Origin of the sequence: Janthinobacterium sp. PC23-8 (assembly GCF_002250505.1) — a bacterium.
Classification (GTDB): Bacteria; Pseudomonadota; Gammaproteobacteria; order Burkholderiales; family Burkholderiaceae_D; genus Janthinobacterium.
Genome location: NZ_NJGY01000001.1, coordinates 3,038,277 through 3,063,465, shown reverse-complemented (window position 1 = coordinate 3,063,465; position 25,189 = coordinate 3,038,277). Strand labels below are relative to the sequence as shown.

The window sequence follows — 25,189 nt, the reverse complement described above, 5'->3', positions numbered from 1 at the left end:
AAGCATCGCGCATTGCGCGCCGGCTTAAGCCCAACTTCAGCAAGTTTTTTACAATTGCTGGATACCTGCCAGCACCCAGCCGGTGCTGCCGCTGAGCGGTTTCGACATATTCCACACTTCCGCGAACGGCTCGGCGGCGGCGCCCGGCGCCGAACGGATCTGGCCGATGAACTTCACGCTGGCCAGGTAATCGTTGGCGCTGGTCTCGATGCCCAGCAATTCCGCGTCGATGGTGACCACGTCGGTAAAGTCCGCTTGCGCGCCGCGCTCCTGGATCTGCATGCGCAGTTCCGCATACACTTCCGGCGTGGTGAATTCGCCGATATCGTTGACGTCGGCCTTGTCCCAGGCGGCCTGCAGGCGAATGAAGTTGCTTTTCGCATGGCGCAGGAAAGCGGCCTGGTCGAAGTCGGCCGGCACGCCCCATTGCGCGGGAGCAACTGGCGCCACAGGCTTGTCCAGGCCTACGCCTGACGACACCGGTTGCAAGGGCGGCAGCGGGGCAATGCGCGAACCGATGTCCGGCGTATTGCCGGCTGGTGCAGGCGTATTGCCGCCAAAGCCGGCAAATGGCGCGTTGCCAGCCGACGTTTCACGCTTGCCGCGCACCATACGGTAGATAAAGTAGGCTGCAGCCGCCAGCAAGGCGACCATCAGCAAGGTGCCAAGCATGCTGGCCAGGGCGCCGCCCAGGCCGAAATGCGACAGCAGCGCGCCCAGGCCCAGGCCCAGCAAGGCGCCGCCCAGCAAGCCCTTCCAGCGGCTAGGCGGTTTGGCGGCCGCTGCCGGGGCCGGGGCCGGCGCGGCTGGCGCCGGCTGTGCCTGGCGTTGCTGCGCCGCGCCAGGCGCGGGGGCCGGTGCAGGCGCCTGGCGGCTCACGCTTTGCGACTGGCGCCCGATCGAGCGGCCACCGCCCATGGGACGGGCCAGCGCCTCGCCCAGCATCGACAAGGTGGTAGCAGCGATCATCATGCCGACCATAAATTTTTTCAGTTTCATTCCATCTCCTAATGACCAACTACTAACTACTAACAAACCACTTACATCTTGATGCCGGTATGCAAAGCGGCTATGCCTGCCGTCAAATTGTAGTATTGCACGCGCTCGAGGCCCGCCGTTTCCATCATCGTCTTCAGCGTTTCCTGGTCAGGATGCATGCGGATCGATTCGGCCAGGTAGCGATAGCTTTCCGCGTCGCCGGCAATCTTCTGGCCGAACCATGGCAGCACCGAGAACGAATACAGGTCGTACGGCTTTTGCAGCGGCGCGGCGACTTTGGAAAACTCCAGCACCAGCAGCTTGCCACCCGGTTTGAGCACGCGGCGCATTTCAGCCAGCGCCACATCCTTGTGCGTCATGTTGCGCAGGCCAAAGGCCACGCTGACACGGTCAAAATAATTATCGGGGAAAGGCAGCTTTTCAGCGTCACACAACATGGTGGGGGTCAACAGCCCGCGATTCAAGAGGCGGTCGCGGCCCACGCGCAACATCGACTCGTTGATATCGGTCAGCCAGACCTCACCGGTGGGGCCGGCCTGTTTCGCAAACGCCTTGGACAGGTCGCCCGTGCCGCCGGCGATATCGAGCACCTTGAAGCCGAGGCGCACGCCCGCGTTGGCAATCGTAAAAGTCTTCCACAAACGATGCAGGCCGCCCGACATCAGGTCGTTCATCACGTCATATTTGGCAGCGACGGAATGGAACACCTTGGCGACTTCGCGCACTTTATCTTCTTCTGCAACGGTTTTGTATCCGAAATGAGTCGTATTGGTCATGGTAGGCAGCCCTGTTGATTTGGCTGCATTATACAAGCGGCCAGCCTTTTACCGTACACATGCACCAGGCTGGCGTCAAGAGAAAGGCGTTTGCCTAATCGGGCTTTTCCAGCGCCGCCGGCCAGTGGCGCCAGGCCAGGCCCGGGCCGATGCGCGCCGGCGCAAGCGCCGACCCGGGCGACAGGTAATGGCCCATGTCGCGCTGGCGCAGGGTGTGCTCGAGGAAGGCCGTCACCACGTGCTGGTTGATATTGTTGATGCGCGCGCTGTCCCAGGCGGCTTCCGCATACGCCGAAAAATCCTCGCTGTTGGCGTAGCTGGCCGCTGGCGGCGGATTGGGCGACACATTATGGCGCGCGTTCTGGTACGCCAGCAGGTAGCGCGGCGCGTTGACGGCCTCTTGCGCCAGGCGCAGCACGCCATCTTCATAACCGGCGATCTTGTCCTGCTCGCCGGCAACAAACAATAATGGCGCGCGCAGCTTGGCCAGCGACGCGCTGCTCCACAGCGGGCGCGCGCCGCCCCAGGGCGCAAACGCCACCACGGCGCGGATGCGCGGGTCGGGCGCGCGCGCCACAAATGCGGAGGTATCGGCCAGGCCCAGCGGCTTGAGGGCCAACGGATCGGCCGCCGCACCAGCCGCCACCAGCGCGCCATAGCCGCCCATGGAGTAGCCGATCAGCGCCGTCTTGCCCGCATCGACGGCGCCGGCCAGGAAATGGCCGCTGCCAGGCAGGCTCCAGCCGGCCACCGTGTCGAGCACAAACTGATCGTCGAGCGGGCGATTGAGCAAGGTACTGGCAAAACCCGCCTTGTCGGCCCTGGTCGACTCCAGGTGGTCGATGGCCACCACCACATAGCCTTTCGAGGCCAGGTTTTCCGTCAGGTAGCTCATCTGCAAGCGCGAACCGGGATAGCCATGCGAGACGATCAGCAAGGGAAACGCCCCCGTGACCGCAGCCGCACCGCGCGCGGCCCGTCCGGCAAACGTGAACGGCGTATTGGGCCGGGCGGGATTGTTGGCGCCCGCGCCCAGCACATCGGTGTAGACGACGGCTTCGCGCTCGCCGGCGGCCAGTCGCGCCGGATACCACACCTCTACCGTCAGGGCACGGTCGTAACGGGGCGCCGGGTTGGCCGCCGTGGCGCGCAGGATATCAAACTGGTCGCGGTGCACCAGCGACTCGGTACGCACGCCCACCGGGTAGGCGCCGCGCGCGGCCAGTGCCGGCGCGTCGGGCCGCGCGTCGCCGACCACCCAGCCGGCGGCGGCCGGCAGCGATACCGCCAGCAGCGCCAGCGACAACAGCAGCTTACCCATGCGCCCTCCCCGGCTTCGGCAATCCCAGGTGAGCACGCAAGGTCGTGCCCGCATATGCGGTGCGGAACAGGCCGCGCCGCTGCAGTTCCGGCACCACGCCTTGCAGGAAGTCGTCCAGCCCGCCTTGCAGATGCGGCGCCATGAAATTGAAACCGTCGGCCGCTTCTTCCTCGAACCATTGCTGCATCCGGTCGGCCACCGTCTGCTTTGTACCGATCACGGTAAAGTGGCCGCGCCCGCCGGCGATGCGCTGGTACAGCTGGCGGATGGTCAGGTTTTCTCCCTGCGCGAGATTGGTCAATAATTGCTGGCGGCTGCGCTGGCCATCGTTGGTCAGCGGCAGTTCGGGCAGCGGCCCATCGACGTCGTAGCCGGACAAATCGAAATTGCCGATCATGCGACCCAACAGCGCCAGCCCCACCTCGGGCTGCACCAGCTCCTGCAGCAGGCCGAATTTATCCTGCGCCTCGGCTTCGCTTGCGCCTACCACGGCGAACAGGCCGGGCATGATCTTCAGGGAAGCTGGATCGCGCCCGGCTGCCGCCACGCGCTGTTTCAGATCGCGGTAAAACGCCTGCGCGGACGGCAGCGCCGGATGGGCCGTAAACACCACGTCGGCGGTGGCGGCGGCCAGCGCGCGGCCCGGCTCGGAACTGCCGGCCTGCACCACCACCGGATGGCCCTGCGCGCTGCGCGCCACATTGAGCGGTCCCGCCACCGAAAAATGCGCGCCCTGGTGGTCCAGGCGGCGCACGGCGCCGGGCTTGTAAAGCTGCCCGCCCGCCTTGTCGTTGACGGCGGCGTCATCCTCCCAGCCGTTCCACAAGCCGGTCACCACATCGTAAAATTCGCGCGCCCGCGCATAGCGTTCGGCGTGGCCCACATGAGCATCGCGGCCGAAGTTCTGCGCTTCGATGGCGTTGTCGGACGTGACCAGGTTCCAGCCGGCGCGACCCTGCGAAATCGCATCGAGCGAGGCGAATTTGCGCGCCACGTGATACGGCTCGTTGTAGGTGGTGGTCGCCGTGCCGATCAGGCCGATATGCCCGGTGACGGCGGCCAGCGCCGACAGCAAGGTCAACGGTTCGAGCGCCGGCACGCCGTTGGTCAACGCCACGCTGTCGGCGAAGAACACGGCGTCCAGGCACGCCTTTTCGGCCGCCAGCACCTGGCGCTTGAAGACCTGGAACACATTGCCTTCGAGGTCGGTATCGGGGTGGCGCCAGGCCGCCACATGGTGGCCGTGGCGCATCAAAAAGGCACCGATGCTGAGCTGGCGTCTGGAGGGTGCATTCATCTTAAAACTCCTTGCGTGCGGTGACGCCAACATAACGGCTGTCGTCGCGCGGCACGCCGCGCGTCACGTAAGCGGTGGAGGCGACCAGGTTGGTCGCATACGATTTGTTGGCCAGGTTTTTCGCCACCAGCGCCACGCGCCAGCCGCCGTCCGTCGACGACAAAGTCACGCCCGCGTTGAGCAGGCCATAGGCACCCTGGATCGCGTCCGGCGACTGGAACAGATCGTACTGCGTGCGGCTCTGGTAGCTGTAGTCGGCCGACAGGTCCAGCAGCAAGCCATGGTCAAGCGGGATGCCGTAATTGGCGCGCACAAAGCTTTTCCATTTCGGCGAAAACGGCAAGGTCTTGCCATTGAGGTTGCACGAGGCGGCAGCGGCGGCCGGGCAGTTGAACCGGTCGATCTGCGCGTCCGTGTACGCGAGGGCCGCGTTCAGGCTCAGTTGCTGCGTGGGGCGCGCCATCACGTCCAGTTCCAGCCCGCGCGTGGACACTTCGCCCGCATTGATCAAGCGCGTGACGACGGTGCCGGCCACCGTGTCGTAGAAATTGGCCTGGTAGTCCTTGTACGCTGTGTGAAAGGCCGCCACATTGACCGTCAGGCGGCGCTGCAGCCAGCTCGACTTCAGGCCCAGTTCGAACGCATCGGAGGTTTCCGGTGTCAAGGCCAGCGTGTCGCGCGCGAGCATATTGAAAAACACATTGTAGGCCGGCCCCTTGTAGCCGCGCGAATAGGTGGCATAGGTGTTGATGCCGGGCGCCAGATCGTACTGCAGCCCCACCCTGCCAGAGTAGCCGTCCCTGGCGACCGAACCGTCGCTTTGCACGGCCGGCTGCACGCCGGCAAAGGCGGTCGCTTGCGTCGAGGTGCGCGCATGGTCGTAGGACAGTTCATCGCGGTTCCAGCGCGCGCCCAGAATGCCGCGCAGCCCGGGCGTGAAGTTCAGCGTCGCCTCGCCGAACACGGCATAGCTGTCGTTCTTCACGCCATAGTCGGCGCGGCCGCTATTGACGGTGTTGGTCGTGACGATGCGCTGGTAGAGTTCGCGGTCCTTGCCGTGCAAATAAAAGGCGCCGGCCACGTAGTCGACAAAACCGTCCTTGGGCGAGGCCACGCGCAGCTCCTGCGACAGCTGCGAAAACGCCACCGTGCCGATATCGCGCGTGGCCGGATAGGTCGCCGTGATGCGCGACGTTTCGGCACTGTTGCCGATCGCCGAAGTGCTCGTGTACTGCGCGTTGTCCCAGTCGCGCGCGGCGCTGATCGAAGTGAACGTGTAGCCATTGACGCGCCAGTCGACCTGGGCCGACACGCCGCGGTTGGTGTCGCCAATATCGCTGGGCCGGTCGACATTGACGCTGCGGTTGTCGGGCCGTGCCACCACCGGCGCGATCGCCTGCGAAAACGCGGCACTGGTTGATTTAGACGCCGTGAAACTGGGCGAGCCGGTACCGCGCAGGTAGTCCGCAATCAAGACGATATCGAGGTCCTCGCGCGGCGTGATATCGACCCGCGCGCGCAGGCCACGGCGCTCGTAGCCATTGACCTGGCCTCCTCCCGCGTGCACGTTATTGACATTGCCGTCGTAGTCGGCATACAGGGCGTTGAGCGACGCGGCGATCACGTTCGGCACCAGCGCGCCAGAGACCCCGGCGCGCAGCCGTTTTTCATTGCCTTCGTAGTAGCCGCCGTCAACAAAGCCGGCCAGCTGCTGGCCCGGTTTGCGGCTGACCACATTCAATACGCCCGACGAGGCATTCTTGCCGAACAGCGTGCCTTGCGGGCCGCGCAGCACTTCCACCCGGTCGATGTCGAGCAGGTCCAGCGTGGCCTGGCCGGGGCGCGCCAGCACCACGCCGTCGATCACGGTCGAGACGGTGGGCTCGACGCCGGGCGAGGTGGAAATGGTGCCGATGCCGCGCACGAAAATGGTCGAATCCTTGTTGCCGCCCTGCTGGCGAAACGTGGCGCTGGGGATCTCCTGCACGATGGACTCGATGCTGTTGCGGTTGGCCTGTTCCAGCCGTTCGCCATCGATCACGGTAATGGCCAGCGGCACCGACTGCAGGCTGGCGTTGCGGCGCGTGGCGCTGACCGTCACGCTCGGTACTTCATTGCCAGCCTGGACCGCGCCGATGGCGGCGTCGCCCTGGTCGGGCGCATCGGCGGCATGCACGCCGCCAGCGAGCAAGACGCCGCTCAATAACAAGCCCTGTTTCAATGCCGCCTGGCTGGCGGTGCGCTTGCTGTGCTTCTGTTGCATGGATTACCCCTGTAGTGTGCGTGGCAGCTTTTTGCCGGACCGTTCGCCTTATGCGAAAAGCGTCGGTGCTGCGTCATGAAATCAACTTTGTCCTGCCCGGCAACTCTGCTAGACTTTTTATGGTACCGGTACCGTTTGAAGTGTCTTTGATGGCCAGATTGAAGTCAAAGAATTAAAAAAACCTTGGTTATGTCTTTTGGGAATAAGCGCATGGCGGATGAAAAAACAGCAGCAAGCACGCGCAAGCGGCGTGGCTCGGGCCGCGCCACCATCCACGACGTGGCGCGCCTGGCGCAGGTCGGTTCGATCACGGTGTCGCGCTACCTGAAGCAACCGTCGCAGGTCTCGGGCAAACTGGGTGCGCGCATCGCCGCCGCCGTGGCGCAGCTGCACTATGTGCCCAACCTGGTGGCCGGTGGCCTGGCCTCGACGCACAGCCGCATCGTCGGCATGGTGATCCCGAATATCTCGGGTCCGATCTTTGCCAATACCATCGAGAGCTTCAGTGACACCTTGAGCACGCACGGCTACCAGCTGCTGCTGGCATCGAGCTATTTTTCGCAGGAACAGGAAGAAAGCGCGGTACGCGCCTTTCTCGGCTGGTCGCCGGCCGCGCTGGTGGTCACCGGCCCCTTCCACAGCAAGGCGACGGAAAAGATGCTGGCCCAAGCGCAGATCCCGGTGGTGGAAACCTGGGATTACCGGCCCCGCCGCAAAGCCATCCAGGTGGGATTTTCGAATGTGGAAGTGGGCGTGCAGCAGGCGCGCTACCTGATCGACAAGGGGTACCGCCGCATCGCCTTTGTGCAAAACAGCGTGGCGGGGGATTTGAGCGCGCTGGACCGGCGCGACGGCTATGCGCAGGCGATGCTGGAAGCGGGCCTGAAACCGTGGACCTTTATTCCGACCGAGGCGGCGCCGTTCGATGCCGGCCGCCAGGCGATCGAGGCGCTGGCGCTGCGCAAGAAACCGGCGCACGCCATCATTTTCGCCAACGACAACCTGGCCGCCGGAGCGCTCCTGGCAGGCCAGCGCATGCCGCATCAATGCGCGTTGATGGGCTTTGGCGACTATGCGATCTCGCCGCTGTTAATACCCAGCCTCACCACCATCCGCCCGCCGGCGCGCGAAATCGGCGAGCTTGCCGCCCTGCGCATCCTCGAAGCGCTGGGTGCCGTGCCGCTCGACGGCAAGAACGCCAATGCGCGCCTGAACCGCCTGGCGTGCGCAGTGATCGCGCGCGAAAGCGCCTGAATTGAGAAGGAATACCATGAAACGCATCAAGATAGTCGGATTGACCCTTGCGCTGGCAGCCGTTTCGCTGGCCCATGCGGCAGAGCCCATCAGCATCGGCTTTCAGAAAGGCAGTGGCCTGCTGGCCGTACTGAAAGCCCAGGGCACGCTGGAAAAAACCCTGGGCGCGCAGCAGCGCCAGGTGCGCTGGATCGAGTTTCCGGCCGGGCCGCAAATGCTCGAAGCGCTCAATACGGGCAGCATCGACTTTGGCAGCACCGGCGCGCCACCGCCGGTGTTCGGCCAGGCGGCTGGCGTCGACCTGCTGTATGTGGCGGCCGAACCGGCGCCCGTGTCCAGCGAGGCGATTTTCGTGGCCAGGGACTCGCCACTGAAAAACCTGAAAGACCTGAAGGGCAAACGGGTGGCGTTCCAGAAAGGCTCTGGTTCGCATTTTTTATTGCTGGTGGCGCTGCAGAAAGCGGGATTGAGCATGCGCGATATCGTGCCGATCTATCTGGGCCCGGCCGAAGCGCGCGCGGCCTTTGTCAGCGGCAAGATCGACGCCTGGGTGGTGTGGGACCCGTATTTTGCCTCGGCCCAGCAGGCCTATGCCGTGCGCGTGCTGGCCGACTACCAGGGCCTGCCGCAAGCGAACGGTTTTTACCTGGCTTCGCGCAAATTCGTGCAGCAGTCGCCGCAGCTTTTGTCAACCATGCTGGAGCAGATCCGCGCCACCGGTCAGTGGGCGGCCAGCCACCCGAAAGACATCGCTGCGTTGATCGGGCCGCTGACCGGCTTGCCGCCGGAGATCGTCGCCACCTGGCAGGGCCGCACGCGCTACGGCGCCGTGCCCGTCACGGCCGACATCGTCGCCAACCAGCAGCGCGTGGCCAACCTGTTTTACCAGCAGAAGCTGATCCCGAAAGCGGTGACGGTGGCGGGCAATGTGTGGCTGTGGAAACCGAAAGCCCCTTAAACCTCGCGCATTTCTTCATGACGGCGCAGCAGGTAGCGCCGCTCGACCGCATTCGACGCCAGCGCGGCCGCCTGCGCGTAGGCCGCGCGCGCGCCGCCAATGTCGCCCTGGCGGCGCAGCAGATCGGCCCGGGCCGCGTGCAGATAGTGCGATCGCGCCAGGCTGGGCAGTGCTTCGAGACGCGTCAGCCACGCCAGCCCGTGTTCGGCGCCGTAGGCCATGGCGCAGGCGATCACGGCGTTCAGCAAAATCACCGCTTCCGGCTTGTGCCGCAGCAAGGCGCCGTACAGGGCGTGGATCTGGCGCCAGTCGGTCTGGCTGGCGGTGGCGGCCTTGGCATGCAGGGCGGCAATCGCGGCCTGCAGCTGATAAGGGCCAGACTTGCGCGCGGCCATTGCCTGCGCCAGCAATGCCAGGCCTTCGGCGATCAGGTCGCCATGCCACAGGCGCCGGTCCTGCTCTTCCAGGGTCAACAAATCACCGTCAGACGACAGGCGGGCGGCGCCGCGCGAGGCCTGCAACAGCAACAAGGCAAGCAAACCCTGCACTTCGGCTTGATCGGGCAGCAAGCTGTTCAACAGCCGCGCCAGGCGCAGCGCTTCAAAGCACAGATCAAAGCGCAGCAGGGACTGGCCGCCGCTGGCGCAATAGCCTTCGCTGAACACCAGGTAGATCACATGCATCACCTGCGCCAGGCGCAGCGGCCACTGTTCGCTCGCCGGCAACTCGAAGGCGATACGTGCTTCCGAGATTTTGCGTTTGGCGCGCAGCAGGCGCTGGCTCAGGGCCGACTCGGCCACACCAAACGCGCGCGCAATCTCGGCCGTGGACAGGCCACACAGGGTACGCAGCGCCAGCGCCACCTGCGCCTCGGGCGCCAGCGCGGGATGGCAACAAATGAACAGCAGGCGCAAACGATCATCTTCGATGGGCTCGGCTTCCTGCATCGGCAGCGCCGGCAAGTGCGACAGCACGGCCTCGGCGTCTCGCACGTTCTTGCCGGCACGGCGCAACTGATCGATGGCCACATGGCGCGCCACCGTCGCCAGCCAGGCCGCGCCATTGTCGGGCACGCCCAGCCGCGGCCACAGCTCCAGTGCCTTGCGGCACGCTTCCTGCAGCACATCTTCCGCCAGCGACAAGTCGCCAAAGCGCCGCGTCAGGCCGGCCAGCAGCCTGCCGCCGTCCTGGCGAAACACCTGCTCGACAGCAAGCTGAGCTTCGCGCGCCATGGCTAGGCAGTGACGGGCCGCACTTCGATGGTGCCCAGCGATGCAGCGGGACAGCGCGCGGCCCAGGCCAGCGCCTCGTCCAGGTGCTCACAAGCAATCAAATAATAGCCGCCCAGTTGCTCCCTGGTTTCCGCAAATGGTCCATCGGTGACGACGACCTGGCCATCTTGCAGGCGCACGCAAGTGGCGCTGCGCACCGGCGCCAGTTCGCCGCCGCCGCGCAGCACGCCGGCCTCCTCCAGTGACTGCGTATAACGGGCAAAGTCGGCCATCAGGCTGGCCATCTGCCCTTCGGGCATGGTTTCATGGCGCGCCTCGTCGGCGTAGATCAGGATCATGTATTCCATCATCTTCTCCAAAAGAAAAATGCCCGCAAGCGCGGGCATCGATATGACGAATGGGGCGGCGGCGATCCGACAGCTTACCGCATTATTTTTTCAGCTCAATGTTTATGACCACAGCTGGGGCCGTGAACATGGCCCGATGACTGCTTGATGGTCATGTCGGCTTTCGCATCGCGCCCGCTGTCGCCGGGAAAACCGGCCGCCGCCAGCCTGTCCAGATATTGCTGCCACAGGGTGGCCTGCTCGGCACCCAGCTTGTACAGATAATTCCAGGTGTACAGGCCCGAATTGTGGCCGTCGCTGAAGGTGGGCTGGACCGCGTAGTTGCCGACCGGCTCCAGGCTGGTGATGCCCACCAGGCGCTTGCCCAGTTGCAGCGTTTCCTGGCCCTTGCCGTGGCCCTGCACTTCGGCCGACGGCGAGTACACGCGCAGGTATTCGAAGGGCAGCGAAAAGGCGGCGCCGTCGTCAAAGGTGATTTCCAGCAGGCGCGACTGGTTGCGCACGGTAATGCCGACAGGCTGGGGAGATGTTGTGCTCATGGATACACTCTTTATGCGGTCAAACGGTCGATAATGGCGGCGCGCAGGGCGGGAAGCCGCGCGCGGCGCGCGGCCAGTACCTCGGGCGGCGTTGCGCGCTGTACCACGGCCCAGCTCGGATTCGGGAAATGCGCGTCGTCCAGGTAGCGCGGGATCACATGCCAGTGCACATGCGGCGTCATGTTGCCGAAGCTGGCCACATTGACCTTTTCCGGCTGCATCACTTCGCGCACGGCCAGCTCGACCTGCCACACCACTTCCATCACATAGTTGCGCTCGCCTGGCGTCAGGTCCGTCATTTCCTTGACATGCTGGTTCCAGATCACGCGGCAAAAGCCGGGATAGTTCGGCTCATCGACGGCCACCACCGACAGGCGGTCGCTGCGCCACAGCAAGGCGTCAACACCCTGGCGGCTGGCAAAGCCGTCGAGCAAGCTGCACAGATCGCAAGGCGTGGACATCACACCAGCACCCGTTCGATGCCGCCATCGTTGGCGCGTTTCACGTAGTCCGGCATCCAGTTCTCTCCCAGCAAGTGTTTGGCGATCTCGACGACGATATAGTCGGCGGTGGTGCCCGAATCGTCATTGTAGCGCGACAGGCCTTGCAGGCAGGACGGGCAGCTGGTGAGGATCTTCACGTCGCCCGTAAAGCCGTCGCCGCGCAGCTTGTCGGCGCCCTTGACCATTTCTTCTTCCTTGCGGAAACGCACTTGCGTGGAAATGTCGGGGCGCGTGACAGCCAGCGAACCCGATTCGCCGCAGCAACGGTCGTTCTTCTCGATCTTCACGTTGTCGACCGTGCTGATCAGGGAGTTGATGGTCTTGCCCGACTCCTGCAGCTTCATTGGATTGTGGCAAGGCTCATGGTACATATAGCGCGTGCCGTTGACGCCTTCGAGCTTGACCTGTTTTTCCAGCAGATATTCATGGATATCCATGATGCGGCAGCCCGGGAAAATCTTCTCGAACTGGTACGTGGCCAGCTGGTCGTAACAGGTGCCGCACGACACCAGCACCGTCTTGATATCGAGGTAATTGAGCGTGTTGGCCATGCGGTGGAACAGCACGCGGTTATCGGTCATCATCTTTTCGGCCTTGTCGAATTCGCCGGCGCCCCGTTGCGGATAACCGCAGCACAGGTAGCCAGGCGGCAAGACCGTCTGCACGCCCACTTCCCACAGCATGGCCTGCGTGGCCAGGCCCACTTGCGAGAACAGGCGCTCGGAACCGCAGCCAGGGAAATAGAACACCGCTTCCGTATCGGCGGTGGTCGTCTTCGGATTGCGGATGATCGGGATCACCTTGTCGTCTTCGATATCGAGCAGCGCGCGCGCGGTTTTCTTCGGCAGGTTGCCCGGCATCTTTTTATTGATAAAGTGGATCACCTGCGCCTTGACGGGCGGCTTGCCGGTCGATGGCGGCGGCGCCTTGGTCTGCTTTTTGGCGAATTTCTTCAGCAGGTCGTGACCCAGGCGCTGCGCCTTGTAGCCCCAGCCGATCATGACCTGGCGCGTGGCGTTGATCGTCACCGGATCGGTGGCGTTCAAGAACATCATGGTGGCCTTGGTACCGGGATTGAAACTTTTCTTTTCCATCTTGCGCAGCAGGTTGCGCATGTTCATCGACACGTCGCCGAAGTCGATATTGACGGGGCAAGGCGTGACGCATTTATGGCAGACGGTGCAGTGATCGGCCACGTCCTCGAACTCTTCCCAATGCTTGATGGAAATGCCGCGCCGCGTCTGCTCTTCGTACAGGAACGCTTCGATCAGCGACGAGGTCGCCAGAATCTTGTCGCGCGGCGAGTACAGCAAGTTGGCGCGCGGCACGTGCGTCGCGCACACGGGTTTGCACTTGCCGCAGCGCAGGCAGTCCTTGACGCTGTCGGCAATCGCACCGATATCGCTTTGCTGCATGATCAAGGACTCGTGGCCCATCAGGCCGAACGATGGCGTATAGGCATTGCGCAAGTCGGCGCCCATGCCTGGCAGGTTCAGCAGTTTGCCCTTGTTGAAACGGCCTTCCGGATCGATGCGCAGTTTGTAGCTGCGGAAGTCGCCGATCTCTTCTTCGGTCAAAAATTCCAGCTTGGTAATGCCGATACCGTGTTCGCCGGAAATCACGCCATTGAGCGAGCGCGCCAGTATCATGATGCGGCCCACGGCCTGGTGGGCGTCCTGCAGCATTTCGTAGTTGTCCGAGTTGACCGGCAAATTGGTGTGCACATTGCCGTCGCCGGCGTGCATGTGCAGCGCCACGAACACGCGGCTACGCAGAATGCGCGCGTGGATGGCCGTCGCTTCGTCGAGAATCAGCTTGAAGGCGGCGCCGTTGAAGATCTGGCGCAGCTGGGCGCGGATTTCCTGCTTCCAGGTCACGCGCACGGTGCGGTCCTGCACCACGTCGAACAGGGTGGCGTCAGGCTGGGTTGCCAGGCGCGCATCGAACACGGGCAGCAAGCGCTCCATGCCCAGTGCGGCCAGCTCGTGTTTCACGGCCGCCAGCGGACGGTCCAGCTGGGCCAGTAAATAGGTCCAGCGGCTGGTCACTTGCGCCAGCAACTGCTGCGCCTGCTCTGCGCGGTCGCCCAGCATCTCGGCGTCGTCCACGCGGTCGTCCGAGGCGTCGTCGCTCTTGCCGATCGGCAGGTTACCCTTGACCAGGAAATCGGTCAGGGCCGCGGCCAGCTGCAGCTTGTTCTTGATCGACAGCTCGATATTGATGCGCTCGATGCCGTCCGTGTATTCACCCATGCGATTGAGCGGAATGACCACGTCTTCATTGATCTTGAAGGCATTGGTGTGCCTGGCAATCGCCGCCGTGCGCGCACGATCGAGCCAGAACTTCTTGCGCGCTTCGGGACTGACGGCGACAAAACCTTCGCCGACACGCGTGTTGGCGATGCGCACCACTTCCGAGGCCGCTTGCGCCACCGCGTTTTCGTCGTCGCCGACGATGTCGCCAAACAGCGCCATCTTCGGCAGCACGCCGCGTTTCGACTTGGTGGCGTAGCCGACCGCGCGCAGATAGCGCTCGTCCAGATGCTCCAGGCCCGCCAGGCGGATCGTCGTGTACTGCTCGCCCTTGGCCGGCAAGCCGTCCAGGTAGTCCTTGATTTCGACGATCGAAGGAATCGCGTCGCGCGCCTGGCCGAAGAACTCCAGGCAGACGGTGCGGGCGAACTTCGGCATCTTGTGCAAGATCCAGCGCGCCGACGTGATCAGGCCGTCGCAGCCTTCTTTCTGGATGCCCGGCAGGCCGGCCAGGAATTTGTCGGTCACGTCCTTGCCCAGGCCTTCCTTGCGGAATTTACGGCCGGGAATTTCCAGGATTTCCGTCTTGAACGGCGCGTTCGGTTTTGTCGCGTCGCGCGTGCTCGGGTGGCGCCATTCGAGCTGGAAGCGCGCCAGCGCGATATCGTGGATCTTGCCCAGGTTATGGTCCAGGCGCGTGACGTCGAGCCAGTCGCCATTCGGGTCGACCATGCGCCATGAGGCCAGGTTGTCGAGCGCCGTGCCCCACAGCACGGCTTTCTTGCCGCCCGCATTCATGGCGACGTTGCCGCCGATACACGAGGCATGCGCCGAGGTCGGGTCGACCGCAAACACGAAACCGGCCTTCTCCGCCGCTTCCGACACTTTATTGGTGATCACGCCGGCGCCCGAATAAATCGTCGCGTATGCGTGCGTGAGGCCAGGCAGGACCGTCATTTCGACCGCGCCCAGGGTGATCAGTTTTTCCGTGTTGATCACGGCCGACATCGGCGTCAGGGGAATCGCGCCGCCCGTGTAGCCGGTGCCGCCGCCGCGCGGGATGATCGTCAATCCCAGCTCGATACAGCCTTTGACCAGGCCGGCCATTTCCTCTTCCGTGTCGGGCGTCAGCACGACAAACGGATATTCGACGCGCCAGTCGGTGGCGTCCGTCACGTGCGAGACGCGCGTCATGCCGTCGAAGCGGACGTTATGTTTTTCCGTGTAGCGGCCCAGCACCTTGACGGTGCGCTTGCGCAGGTCATAGGTCTTGCGGAATTCGTCGCCAAAATCGGCCACCGCCTTGCTGGCCGCCTTCAACAGCAGTTCGACATTGTGGCTGCGCGCCTGCGCCACGTCGGGCGATTCGCCGGAAGCGGCCACGTCGCCGCCGGCCGCGTCGATCGACAGGCGGCGCTTGTCGACCTCGGCCAGGCGGTGATGCAGGGCATCGATCAGGCCCTGGCGGCGCTTGGGATTGTCGAGCAGGTCGTCCTGCAAATAGGGATTGCGGCGCACCACCCAGATGTCGCCGAGCACCTCATACAGCATGCGGGCCGAGCGCCCCGTCTGGCGCGCGCCGCGCAACTCGTCGAGCAAACGCCACGAGTCCTCCCCCAACAGGCGGATCACGATCTCGCGATCGGAAAACGACGTGTAGTTATACGGGATTTCGCGCAGGCGGCTGGCTGCGGGGCCATTGGGCGTTTCTGCCAATAAAGCTTGGATGTGTGCGGGAGCGTTCATGGAATATGGTGACGATGAGGACTGGACCCTAAAGGGGCATTTTATCTTATTGCGTCGCACCATGCGGGAACAGCCTTAGACCGCCCAAGGTTTAATCAACATGACGACCACAAAAGCAAATACGGTCGAGCCTGCATTTGAATGAATAAAAGTTTCAGATGGCAGCATTTCCCGACGGAAAATGCCAACTTTTAGCGACTGCTGCAAATTATCAGGCCGCCCCACGCTGGGGCAATCCGGCGTTGCAAACGGCCCGGCTTGGCACGTTTCAGGACAGCATTTGCCCAATCCGGTGCCATACGCCATCGGGCACGTACAGCAGCAAGGTGGTCATGGTGAGATAGCGCGCGCACTTGCCCACCGCCATATAGGCCACGCTGGGCCAGAACGGCAGCTTGAGCCAGCCGGCCAGGGTGCACAGCGGGTCGCCGACGCCGGGCAGCCAGGCCAGCAGCATGGTCTTGGCGCCGTAGCGGGCCAGCCAGCGGAACCAGCGCGTGTCGCGTTCCCTGGCAAACGCCTGCTTGGCGCGGTAGCCGATCCAGTAATCGACGGCGCCGCCCAGGGTGTTGCCGACGGTGGCGACAAAGATGGCGGACCAGAACAGCGCGGGATTGGCCTTGATGACGGCGAATACGGCCGGCTCTGAGCCGAGCGGCAGCAAGGTGGCGGAAATAAAGCTGATCAGAAAGACCGATGTCAGCCCGACCTCCGGCGCCGCGATCAGTTGCAGCAGCCAGGTGATTGCAGATTCGATCATTGAACACTTCGGCATGGGCAAGGCTCTCCATTATAATGAAGAGCAGCTTGCGCGCCACAAGAACCGTGCGGCGCACCAGGGCTCACCGGCCCGCAGTTCCAAGAACATGCTGCCGCCCCGCTATCGGCCCGGGCACGGCATGCCGACGTACACGCTCCAGTGCACTTCCTGGCCCAGAATCACTCGCTTGCAGACTATGAACATCGACTACCTCAAGAAAATCCTGACCGCCCGCGTCTATGACGTCGCTTCCGAAACGCCGCTGGAACTGGCGCCGAACCTGTCGCAGCGTCTCGGCAACCAGATTTACTTCAAGCGCGAGGACATGCAAAGCGTGTTCAGCTTCAAGGTGCGCGGCGCCTACAACAAGATGGCCCATCTGAGCGAAGCGCAACTGAAGCGCGGCGTCATTTGCGCCTCGGCCGGCAACCATGCGCAAGGCGTGGCGCTGTCGGCCGCGCGCCTCGGTTGCCGCGCGCTGATCGTCATGCCGACCACCACCCCGCCGTTGAAAATCGAAGCGGTCAGGGCGCGCGGCGGCAACAGCGTGGAAATCGTGCTGCATGGCGACTCGTACACGGACGCCTACAACCATGCGCTGACCCTGGAACAGGAACAAAAGCTGACGTTTGTGCACCCGTTCGACGACCCGGACGTGATCGCCGGCCAGGGCACGATCGGCATGGAAATCCTGCGCCAGCACGCCGGCCCGATCCACGCCATTTTCATCGCCATCGGCGGCGGCGGCCTGATCGCCGGCGTGGCGGCGTATGTCAAACAGATACGCCCCGATATCAAGATCATCGGCGTACAGACGGTCGACTCGGACGCCATGGCGCGTTCGCTGAAAGCAAAAGAACGCGTGACCCTGCCCGATGTCGGCCTGTTCTCCGACGGCACGGCGGTGCGCCTGGTAGGCGAGGAAACCTTCCGCCTGGCCCAGCAATACGTGGATGAGGTGATCATCGTCGACACCGACGCCATCTGCGCCGCCATCAAGGACGTCTTTACCGACACGCGTTCGATCCTGGAACCGGCCGGCGCGCTGGCCATTGCCGGCGCCAAGGCGTATGTGGAACGGGCCAGCCTGACCAAGCACCCCATCGTCAACCAGACCCTGGTGACGATCGCCTGCGGCGCGAACATGAATTTCGACCGACTGCGTTTCGTGGCTGAACGAGCCGAGCTGGGCGAGTTCCGCGAAGCCGTGTTCGCCGTCACCATGCGCGAACAGCGCGGCAGCTTCAAGCGTTTCTGCTCGCTGATCGGCGCGCGCAATGTGACAGAATTCAACTACCGCATCAGCGACGAAAAAGACGCCCACGTATTTGTCGGCATCCAGATCGCCGACCGCCACGAGTCCGGCGCCATGGCCAAACGCTTCGAGGAACACGACTTCCGCGCCCTCGACCTGACCCACGACGAACTGGCCAAGTCGCATATCCGCCACCTGGTGGGCGGCAAGAGCCGGCTGGCGCAGGACGAGCTGCTGTACCGCTTCGAGTTCCCCGAGCGCCCGGGCGCGCTGATGCGCTTTCTCGACAGCATGGCGCCGAACTGGAATATTTCGCTGTGCCATTACCGCAGCCAGGGCGGCGATGTCGGCCGCATCCTGATCGGCCTGCAGGTGCCACCCGATGAGATGGTCGAGTTTGGCCGTTTTCTCGATACTCTGGGGTATCGGTATTGGGATGAGACGAGCAATCCCGTGTATAAATTATTCCTGGGATAAACGCATCCCTCACCGGCGGCAGGCTCGACACTCGCCGCCGGGGGATTTAGGCTACCATTCGTGCTTGACCGAATTGACGCCATCATCATGACCACTACCCTAGACCTCGCCGAACTGTCTCCCCTGGGCAAAAGCTCGGCCTACCGCAGCGACTATGCGCCGGAGCTGCTGTTCCCGATTCCGCGCCAGGGCAAGCGCGACGAGCTGGCATTGCACGGCACCTTGCCCTTCTTTGGCCTCGATATCTGGAACGCCTACGAATTGTCGTGGCTGAACCTGCGCGGCAAGCCGCAAGTGGCCATCGCCAAGGTCAGCGCGCCGGCCGACTCGCCCAATATCATCGAATCGAAGTCGTTCAAGCTCTACCTGAACTCCTTCAACCAGACCAAACTGGACGGTCCCGAAGCGCTGCTGGCCCTGCTGAAACAGGATCTGTCGGCCGGCTTTGGCGCGCCGGTGCGGGTGGAGCTGACCTTGCAGGAAGACTTCGGCAAGCTGAAGATGGGCGAATTCGACGGCGTGCTGCTCGACCGCCTGGACCTGGACATCACCGACTACACGCCGTCGCCGCAGTTGCTCAAAGCGGCGCTGGACGAGGCGCCGGTGGAAGAAAAGCTGGTATCGCACCTGCTCAAATCGAATTGCCTGGTCACCGGCCAGCCGGACTGGGGCAGCGTGCAGATCGAGTATGCGGGACCGCAGATCGACCAGGAAAGCCTGTTGCGCTACCTGATCGGTTTCCGTGAACATAATGAATTCCATGAGCAGTGCGTCGAACGCATCTTTGTCGACATCTTGCGCCAATGCAAGCCACAAAAACTGTCGGTCTATGCGCGCTATACACGCCGCGGCGGCCTGGACATCAACCCCTGGCGCAGCAACTACAGTTCCGGCAAGCTGCCGGGCAACCTGCGCAACGCGCGCCAATAAGTGCTGGTCATGGCCGCCGGAAGCGCGCAGAATAATGCTTTCTGGAACGCTGGCTGTGTTTTAAAACAACGCCAGCGTACATGCGGCAAGCAACACAAAACGCTGAAAAGTCGGAAAATCGGCATTCGGCAACGAAAAAACCGGCAGGAGATTCGTTTTCAATCAAGAAATAGCTAATTCCCTTTGACGTTATTTTTTTGATAAAATGCTTGCTTGCCCCGCCAGAGTGTCCACTGCGCCGGCAGCGAGCTTATACTGTTGAGAATTGGCGTTACAGGCCACAAAAACAGGCCTATAATTCGGCTCGCAAGCCCTCTGCGCATTGCACCATTTCATTGAGTGTCATGACTAATCTTAGCAAAATACTATCCCTCGAAAACGTCCTGCTGGACCTGGAAGTGTCCAGCAAAAAGCGCGCTTTCGAGCAAGCCGGCCTGATCTTCGAAAACAACTACGGCATCGCCCGCTCCACCGTGTCGGACAATCTGTTCGCCCGCGAACGCCTGGGCTCGACCGGCCTGGGCCATGGTGTAGCCGTGCCGCATGGCCGCATCAAGGGTGCCAAGACCTTGAAAGCGCCGCTGGGCGCCTTTGTGCGCCTGGCCGAGCCGATTCCGTTCGAGTCGCCCGACGGCAAGCCGGTCAGCCTGTTGTTTTTCCTGCTGATCCCCGATCATGTGACCCAGCAACACCTGGAAATCCTGTCGGAAATCGCCGAAATGTTTTCCGACGACGCCTTCCGCACGGCGCTGGCCACCGATCCGGAGCCGAAATCAGTGCACTCGCGCATCGTCAATTGGCAACCCAGTCTGCAAGCGGCGGGTTAAACTTCAGGTATTGATCCACTCCTGAAGAAAACTGCCATGTTGCAAACGCCGCTGACGATACAACGCCTGTACGACGACAATCGCGAAAATCTGCAACTGGGCTGGTTCGCCGGCTTTCCCGGCGGCGAACGCCTGATCTCGGGCGACGTCTCGTCGGCCGCCGACCAGGTCGGCCATTTGAACCTGATCCACCCGGGCCGCATCCAGGTGTTCGGTCACCAGGAAATCAATTACTATCAGCGCCTGAAGGTCAGTACGCGCACCCACGTGATCGGCGAACTGATCGCCGGCGGCCCGCCGGCGCTGATCATCGCGCAAGGACTGGAAACGCCGCCCGACATCCTCGCCATCTGCGACGAGCAGAATATCCCCCTGTTTTCCACGCCGCTGCCGGCCGCGCAAGTGATCGACTTCCTGCGCGTCTACCTGTCGAAAAAGCTGGCGCAGCGCATCATCATGCATGGCGTGTTCATGGACGTGCTGGGCGTGGGCGTGCTGATCACCGGCGACTCCGGCCTGGGCAAGAGCGAGCTGGGACTGGAACTGATTTCGCGCAGCCACGGCCTGGTGGCCGACGACGCCGTCGAGTTCTCGCGCATCGCCCCCAACATGATCGAAGGACGCTGCCCGCCCCTGCTGCAGAACCTGCTCGAAGTGCGCGGCCTGGGCCTGCTCGACATCAAGGCCATCTTTGGCGAAACGGCCGTGCGCCGCAAGATGCGATTGAAACTGATCGTGCACCTGGTGCGCCGCAACGCGCTGGAAGAAGAAGTCGAGCGCCTGCCCTTCCTGTTCCCCACCGAAGACGTGCTGGGCCTGCCCGTGCGCAAGGTCGTCATCCCCGTCGCTGCCGGCCGCAATATCGCCGTACTGCTCGAAGCGGCCGTGCGCAATACCATCTTGCAACTGCGCGGGATTGATACCTTGCAGGAATTTATGGAACGGCAACGACTCGCCATGAGCGGCGATTAATGTTGCCAGGGAGTTCGCCCTTGCAAGGGCGAACCGTTACGCAGGCACGAAGCGATGCTTCGTGAATTCCCTGCTACACCAACGACTCGCCATGAGCGGCGATTAGTCGGGGTCAGACCCTTCGGGCCTGCTTCCGGCACTTGCTTGGGGTAAAAGATTTGACATGAAATTGTTTAACCAGCACCACACAATCAATTGCAATAATTTGTAGACCAGGCTGCCACGGGGCGCTTACGCAGCCTTTATTGTATGATTGCCGCATGCATATCATCCTTATTACCGGTATATCCGGCTCCGGCAAATCCGTGGCACTCAAGGTGCTGGAAGATACCGGCTACTACTGCGTCGACAACCTGCCGCCAGCCTTGTTGCCCAGCCTGGTGCAAACCCTGCTGGAAGAAGGCACGGACCGCTTGGGCGTGGCCGTCGATGCGCGTAGCGCCGAGTCGCTGGCCAACCTGCCGCACAGTGTGGCGCTGCTGCGCGATCAGGGGCATGACGTCAAGGTGATGTTCCTGACGGCCACCACGCACTCGCTGGTGGCGCGTTTCTCGGAAACCCGGCGCAGCCATCCGCTGTCGCATGAATTGCGCCCTGACCAGAATCCGGCCAGCCGCCGCACGCTGATCGAATGCATTTCGGAAGAGCGCGAACGGCTGTCGGCGATCGAACAGCTCGGCCATGTCATCGACACATCAGAATTGCGAGCCAACAAGCTACGCGAATGGATCAAGGATATCCTCGCCTCCGAGCGCGCGCCGCTGACCCTGTTTTTCGAATCATTCGCCTTCAAGCTCGGCGTGCCGCTCGACGCCGACTTCGTGTTCGACGTGCGCGCGCTGCCCAATCCGTATTACGACCTGGCGTTGCGGCAGCTCGATGGCCGCGATGCACCCGTGATCGCCTTCCTGGACGCCCAGCCCAGTGCGGTCGAACTGTTGACCGACATCCGCAATTTCATCGAAAAATGGCTGCCGTCGTTCAAGTCCGACAACCGCAGCTATCTGACGGTGGCGCTCGGCTGCACGGGAGGGCAGCATCGTTCGGTGTATATGGCCGAGCATCTGGCGCAGTATTTTGCCGACCGCGAACGGGTCGTGCTGCGCCACCGCGAACGTAACTAAGCAGGAAAAAATGGACGCAAAAAAGGGCGCGAAGTGTACACAGCGCGCCCTTAGTTGATCACAACAATCCGCAGCGCAGGCCTCAGGCGGCGGCTTCTTCGGGACTGTTGTCTGGCAGATGCTTGATCGCCTCTTTACCGTGCCCTTGCACTTTGGTTTTGTATTTCATCACTTGCCGGTCCAGCTTGTCGATCAGGCTGTCGATCGCGGCATACAGGTCTTGCGCCAGGCTTTCCACGTAGACGGTCTTGCCGCTCAGTCGCAGATTCACTTCGGCCTTCTGGCGTTTTTCTTTCTCTTTGAGGTTGTCGACGGTCAGAATCACGGCAATATCGATTACATGATCGAAATGGCGTTTCACGCGCTCCAGTTTGGTTTGTACGTATTCACGGATGGCTGGTGTCACTTCGAGATGATGTCCGCTGATGGTGAGATTCATACACACTCCTAAAGATGATCGGGTTCGTGCGGTGTCCATCGTTCCGGCCCGCAGAGGAACCGAAAAAACTACAAAGACTTACGCAGACTCACTGGCGGTATTTTCAACGCTTCCCGGTATTTGGCAACAGTACGTCGCGCAATCACCATGCCTTGTTCCCCCAGCATGTCCGCAATCTTACTGTCGGATAAAGGATTTTTAGGGTTCTCTGCTCCTGTCAATTGCACGATCAAGGCCCGTATCGCCGTCGATGACGCCTCCCCTCCTGCTTCGGTGGCGACGTGGCTGCCAAAGAAATACTTCAACTCAAACATTCCATGCGGGGTCAGCATGTACTTTTGGGTTGTTACCCGCGAGATAGTACTCTCGTGTAAACCCAGTGTATCAGCTATTTCGCGAAGCACAAGTGGCCGCATGGCAACTGCACCGTGCGAGAAAAAATCCTTTTGCCGTTCTACTATCGCCTGCGCCACGCGCAGGATGGTGTCGAAGCGCTGGCGCATGTTCTTGATCAGCCACTTGGCTTCCTGCAGCTGCGCGCCCATGCCGCCTTCACCCTTGCCCTGCTTGAGCAGGTTGGCGTACATGGCGTTCACGCGCAGGCGCGGCATCACGTCATTGTTGAGCGAGACCTGCCAGCCATTGCGCGCGCGCTTGACCACCACGTCCGGCACCACATAGTCCGACACATCGGAAGCGAACACGGCGCCCGGATGCGGGTTGCACAGGCGAATCACGGTCTGCGCTTCGCGCAAGTCTTCGTCGTCGCAATCGAGGACTTTTTTCAGCTTGTTGAAGTCGCGCTGGGCAAACCATGTCAGGTGTTTTTCAACGATGGTCAAGGCCATGCGGCGCGTCACCAGCGCCACCTGTGGCAGGCGCCTGATCTGCAGCGCCAGGCATTCGGACGCATTGCGCGCGCCCACGCCGGCCGGATCGAAACTTTGCAGCAGCGACAGGGCCGTGCGCATCTCGTCGGCATCGACTTCCAGTTCCTCGGGCAGGCGCGCCAGGATATCGTCGAGCGGCTCTTCCAGATAGCCATTGTCGTCAAGCGCATCGATGATCAGTTCGACCAGCGCGCGGTCGCGCAGTTCCAGCACCGTCACGCGCATCTGTTCCATCAGGTACTCGCGCAGGGTGCAGTGGTGGGCTTCGAGTTGTGGGCGGGAATCTTCATCGTCGGGCGCCTTGCCGCGGCTCGCTTCATTCCAGTCGTTGTCGCCGCCCTCGGGCGCGGCCGTGCTCTCGCCGGCGTCGCCATCGAAGGTTTCCGCTTCGGCCGCCGGCGCCGGCGCTTCCTGGCCCGGCGGCGCCGGTGGCGCTTCAGCGGGCGCCGCCGTCGAACTCAGGGCGCCATCGGACAGCAGGCGCAGCGAACGGTCGAGCGGATCGTCGAGCCGCTCCAGCAAGGGATTGTCGGTCAGCAATTGCTCCAGCTCCTGGTGCAATTCCAGCGTGGACAATTGCAACAGGCGTATCGATTGCTGTAATTGCGGCGTCAGTGCCAGGTGCTGCGAAGTGCGCAGCTGCAGTGATTGTTTCATCGGCTTACATGCGGAAGTGTTCGCCCAGATAGACCCGGCGGACCGACTCGTTGGCGATGATGTCGTCGGGCCGGCCCGACGCCAGCACCGAGCCCTGATTGATGATGTAGGCGCGGTCGCAGATGCCCAGCGTTTCGCGCACATTATGGTCGGTGATCAGCACGCCGATATTGCGTTCCTTCAAAAAACGCACAATGCGCTGGATTTCGATCACGGCGATCGGATCGACGCCGGCGAACGGCTCGTCGAGCAGCACGAAACGCGGATCGGTGGCCAGCGCGCGCGCAATTTCCACGCGGCGGCGCTCGCCGCCGGACAGCGACAGCGCCTGGTTTTCGCGCAGCTTTTCAATCTGCAAGTCGGCCAGCAATTTATCGAGCCGTGCTTCGATTTCGGGTTTTTTCAGGGGCCGGCCATCGACGGTCTGGATTTCCAGCACGGCGCGGATATTATCTTCCACCGTCAGCTTGCGAAACACCGACGCCTCCTGCGGCAGGTAGGACAAGCCCATCTGCGCGCGGCGGTGGATCGGCAGGCTGGAAATATCGACGCCGCTGATATCGATGGTGCCACCGTCCGACGGCACCAGGCCGACGATCATGTAGAACGAGGTGGTCTTGCCGGCGCCGTTCGGCCCCAGGAGGCCCACCACTTCACCGCATTCGACTTGCAGCGAGACATCATGCACGACTTGCCGCTTGCCATAGGTTTTCTGCAGCCCACGCACGATCAGGGTGCTGCCACAACGTAAATTGTTATCCATTATTTCTTTCCTGGCGTGGGCACTGGCGTGGGCACCGGCGCAGGCGCGGCGGGAGTTTTCTCCGCCGCCGGCTTGTTCTTCGGCTGGATCACCATGCGCACGCTGCCGGCGCCCGGGGCGCTGGTGCCGCTGTCACTGTTTTCCATGTTGAATAATTCATTGCGGCTGTCATAGGAAATGAAGGCGCCGTTAGCCACGTCGGTCGGCTTGCTGCCTTGCAGGCGCGTGAGCTTGGCCTTGGAAAACAATTTCACCACTTCCGTCTTGTTATTGTATTCAACCCGCTCCGCCTCGCCTTCCACCCACAGGTCGCCAGCGCCATCGCGCTTCTGGCGGAAGGTGGCCAGCTTGCCCGCCTCGCCCCAGAAAGTGATGAACTGGTAGCCCTGCGGATCTTCGGTGATCAGGGCGCGGCCTGCCTTCATGGTCAGGGTGCCCTTGACCAGCACCACGTCGCCGGTCAGGGTGCGGATTTGCTTGATGTCATCGACCTGGCCGCGCTGGGCGGTGATGACGGCTTCCTTTTCCGAGTCGGCCTTTTCGGCATGGGCCGCGCCCATCACGGCCAGGGAAAACAAACTGAGCAGCAATATTTTTTTCATGTTGAT

General features: G+C 62.6%; 22 protein-coding genes. 7 read left to right on the top strand and 15 right to left on the bottom strand.

All coding sequences use genetic code 11. The features are described 5' to 3' along the window. Nucleotides 1-48 precede the first annotated feature (48 nt). The 5 genes from CD932_RS13160 to CD932_RS13140 form a co-directional block, all read right to left on the bottom strand. A complete protein-coding gene (locus CD932_RS13160; RefSeq protein WP_094443018.1) occupies nt 49-999 on the bottom strand; it encodes a Tim44 domain-containing protein in 951 nt (316 codons plus the stop codon). Between the two features lie 41 nt (nt 1,000-1,040). Then, nucleotides 1,041-1,775, bottom strand: coding sequence for a bifunctional demethylmenaquinone methyltransferase/2-methoxy-6-polyprenyl-1,4-benzoquinol methylase UbiE (gene ubiE, locus CD932_RS13155; RefSeq protein ID WP_094443017.1), 735 nt, complete (start codon nt 1,773-1,775; stop codon nt 1,041-1,043). Between the two features lie 94 nt (nt 1,776-1,869). Next, nucleotides 1,870-3,096 carry an alpha/beta fold hydrolase gene (locus tag CD932_RS13150; protein WP_094443016.1) on the bottom strand — a complete coding sequence of 409 codons (1,227 nt, stop codon included), beginning with the start codon at nt 3,094-3,096 and terminating at the stop codon, nt 1,870-1,872. Then, on the bottom strand, nt 3,089-4,393 hold the full coding sequence (locus tag CD932_RS13145; RefSeq protein ID WP_094443015.1) for an LLM class flavin-dependent oxidoreductase: 1,305 nt from the start codon (nt 4,391-4,393) through the stop codon (nt 3,089-3,091). Before CD932_RS13145 ends, CD932_RS13150 begins: the two co-directional genes overlap by 8 nt. Nucleotide 4,394: 1 nt before the next feature. Beyond that, the gene (locus CD932_RS13140) at nt 4,395-6,656 is read right to left on the bottom strand and encodes a TonB-dependent receptor (protein WP_094443014.1); all 2,262 of its coding nucleotides are present in this window, start codon (nt 6,654-6,656) and stop codon (nt 4,395-4,397) included. Nucleotides 6,657-6,866: 210 nt separating this feature from the next. Here CD932_RS13140 and CD932_RS13135 point away from each other — a divergent pair, with 210 nt between their 5' ends. Then, nucleotides 6,867-7,910, top strand: a complete 1,044-nt coding sequence (locus CD932_RS13135) for a LacI family DNA-binding transcriptional regulator (RefSeq protein ID WP_094443013.1) — start codon at nt 6,867-6,869, stop codon at nt 7,908-7,910. 16 nt (nt 7,911-7,926) lie between these two features. Further along, complete coding sequence (locus tag CD932_RS13130; protein ID WP_094443012.1) at nt 7,927-8,868, top strand: aliphatic sulfonate ABC transporter substrate-binding protein; 942 nt, start codon at nt 7,927-7,929, stop codon at nt 8,866-8,868. Here the strand turns inward: CD932_RS13130 and CD932_RS13125 are convergent. The 6 genes from CD932_RS13125 to CD932_RS13100 form a co-directional block, all read right to left on the bottom strand. Beyond that, nucleotides 8,865-10,100, bottom strand: a complete 1,236-nt coding sequence (locus CD932_RS13125) for an RNA polymerase sigma factor (RefSeq protein ID WP_094443011.1) — start codon at nt 10,098-10,100, stop codon at nt 8,865-8,867. The two genes, CD932_RS13130 and CD932_RS13125, sit on opposite strands and share 4 nt — an antisense overlap. 2 nt (nt 10,101-10,102) lie before the next feature. Beyond that, entirely contained in the window at nt 10,103-10,450 is a 348-nt protein-coding gene (locus tag CD932_RS13120; RefSeq protein ID WP_217907260.1) for a YciI family protein, read from the bottom strand. A 92-nt stretch (nt 10,451-10,542) separates the two neighbouring features. Then, nucleotides 10,543-10,986, bottom strand: a complete 444-nt coding sequence (locus CD932_RS13115; RefSeq protein WP_094443009.1) for a gamma-butyrobetaine hydroxylase-like domain-containing protein — start codon at nt 10,984-10,986, stop codon at nt 10,543-10,545. Nucleotides 10,987-10,997: 11 nt separating this feature from the next. Beyond that, nucleotides 10,998-11,447 carry an HIT family protein gene (locus CD932_RS13110; protein WP_094443008.1) on the bottom strand — a complete coding sequence of 150 codons (450 nt, stop codon included), beginning with the start codon at nt 11,445-11,447 and terminating at the stop codon, nt 10,998-11,000. Further along, nucleotides 11,447-15,487 carry a DUF3683 domain-containing protein gene (locus CD932_RS13105; RefSeq protein ID WP_094443007.1) on the bottom strand — a complete coding sequence of 1,347 codons (4,041 nt, stop codon included), beginning with the start codon at nt 15,485-15,487 and terminating at the stop codon, nt 11,447-11,449. The genes CD932_RS13110 and CD932_RS13105 overlap by 1 nt, the downstream gene beginning before the upstream one ends. Before the next feature lie 268 nt (nt 15,488-15,755). Further along, nucleotides 15,756-16,247 carry a YqaA family protein gene (locus tag CD932_RS13100; protein WP_094443006.1) on the bottom strand — a complete coding sequence of 164 codons (492 nt, stop codon included), beginning with the start codon at nt 16,245-16,247 and terminating at the stop codon, nt 15,756-15,758. Nucleotides 16,248-16,443: 196 nt separating this feature from the next. Here CD932_RS13100 and ilvA point away from each other — a divergent pair, with 196 nt between their 5' ends. The 5 genes from ilvA to rapZ all read left to right on the top strand — a co-directional run bounded on the left by ilvA (nt 16,444) and on the right by rapZ (nt 21,832). After that, on the top strand, nt 16,444-17,979 hold the full coding sequence (gene ilvA / locus CD932_RS13095) for a threonine ammonia-lyase, biosynthetic (protein ID WP_094443005.1): 1,536 nt from the start codon (nt 16,444-16,446) through the stop codon (nt 17,977-17,979). Between the two features lie 87 nt (nt 17,980-18,066). Beyond that, entirely contained in the window at nt 18,067-18,909 is an 843-nt protein-coding gene (gene queF / locus CD932_RS13090; RefSeq protein ID WP_094443004.1) for an NADPH-dependent 7-cyano-7-deazaguanine reductase QueF, read from the top strand. Between the two features lie 344 nt (nt 18,910-19,253). Continuing rightward, a complete protein-coding gene (locus CD932_RS13085; RefSeq protein ID WP_094443003.1) occupies nt 19,254-19,736 on the top strand; it encodes a PTS sugar transporter subunit IIA in 483 nt (160 codons plus the stop codon). Nucleotides 19,737-19,772: 36 nt separating this feature from the next. Continuing rightward, a complete protein-coding gene (gene hprK / locus CD932_RS13080) occupies nt 19,773-20,708 on the top strand; it encodes an HPr(Ser) kinase/phosphatase (RefSeq protein WP_094443002.1) in 936 nt (311 codons plus the stop codon). 260 nt (nt 20,709-20,968) lie between these two features. Then, entirely contained in the window at nt 20,969-21,832 is an 864-nt protein-coding gene (gene rapZ / locus CD932_RS13075; protein WP_094443001.1) for an RNase adapter RapZ, read from the top strand. 82 nt (nt 21,833-21,914) lie between these two features. Here the strand turns inward: rapZ and raiA are convergent, their stop codons facing one another. The 4 genes from raiA to lptA all read right to left on the bottom strand — a co-directional run bounded on the left by raiA (nt 21,915) and on the right by lptA (nt 25,183). Beyond that, the gene (raiA, locus tag CD932_RS13070; RefSeq protein WP_094443000.1) at nt 21,915-22,271 is read right to left on the bottom strand and encodes a ribosome-associated translation inhibitor RaiA; all 357 of its coding nucleotides are present in this window, start codon (nt 22,269-22,271) and stop codon (nt 21,915-21,917) included. Between the two features lie 68 nt (nt 22,272-22,339). Continuing rightward, nucleotides 22,340-23,818 carry an RNA polymerase factor sigma-54 gene (locus CD932_RS13065; protein ID WP_094442999.1) on the bottom strand — a complete coding sequence of 493 codons (1,479 nt, stop codon included), beginning with the start codon at nt 23,816-23,818 and terminating at the stop codon, nt 22,340-22,342. Between the two features lie 4 nt (nt 23,819-23,822). Then, nucleotides 23,823-24,581 (bottom strand): LPS export ABC transporter ATP-binding protein, encoded by a 759-nt coding sequence (lptB, locus tag CD932_RS13060; RefSeq protein ID WP_094442998.1) that lies wholly within the window; start codon nt 24,579-24,581, stop codon nt 23,823-23,825. Next, entirely contained in the window at nt 24,581-25,183 is a 603-nt protein-coding gene (gene lptA, locus CD932_RS13055; protein ID WP_094442997.1) for a lipopolysaccharide transport periplasmic protein LptA, read from the bottom strand. Before lptA ends, lptB begins: the two co-directional genes overlap by 1 nt. Nucleotides 25,184-25,189: the final 6 nt, after the last annotated feature.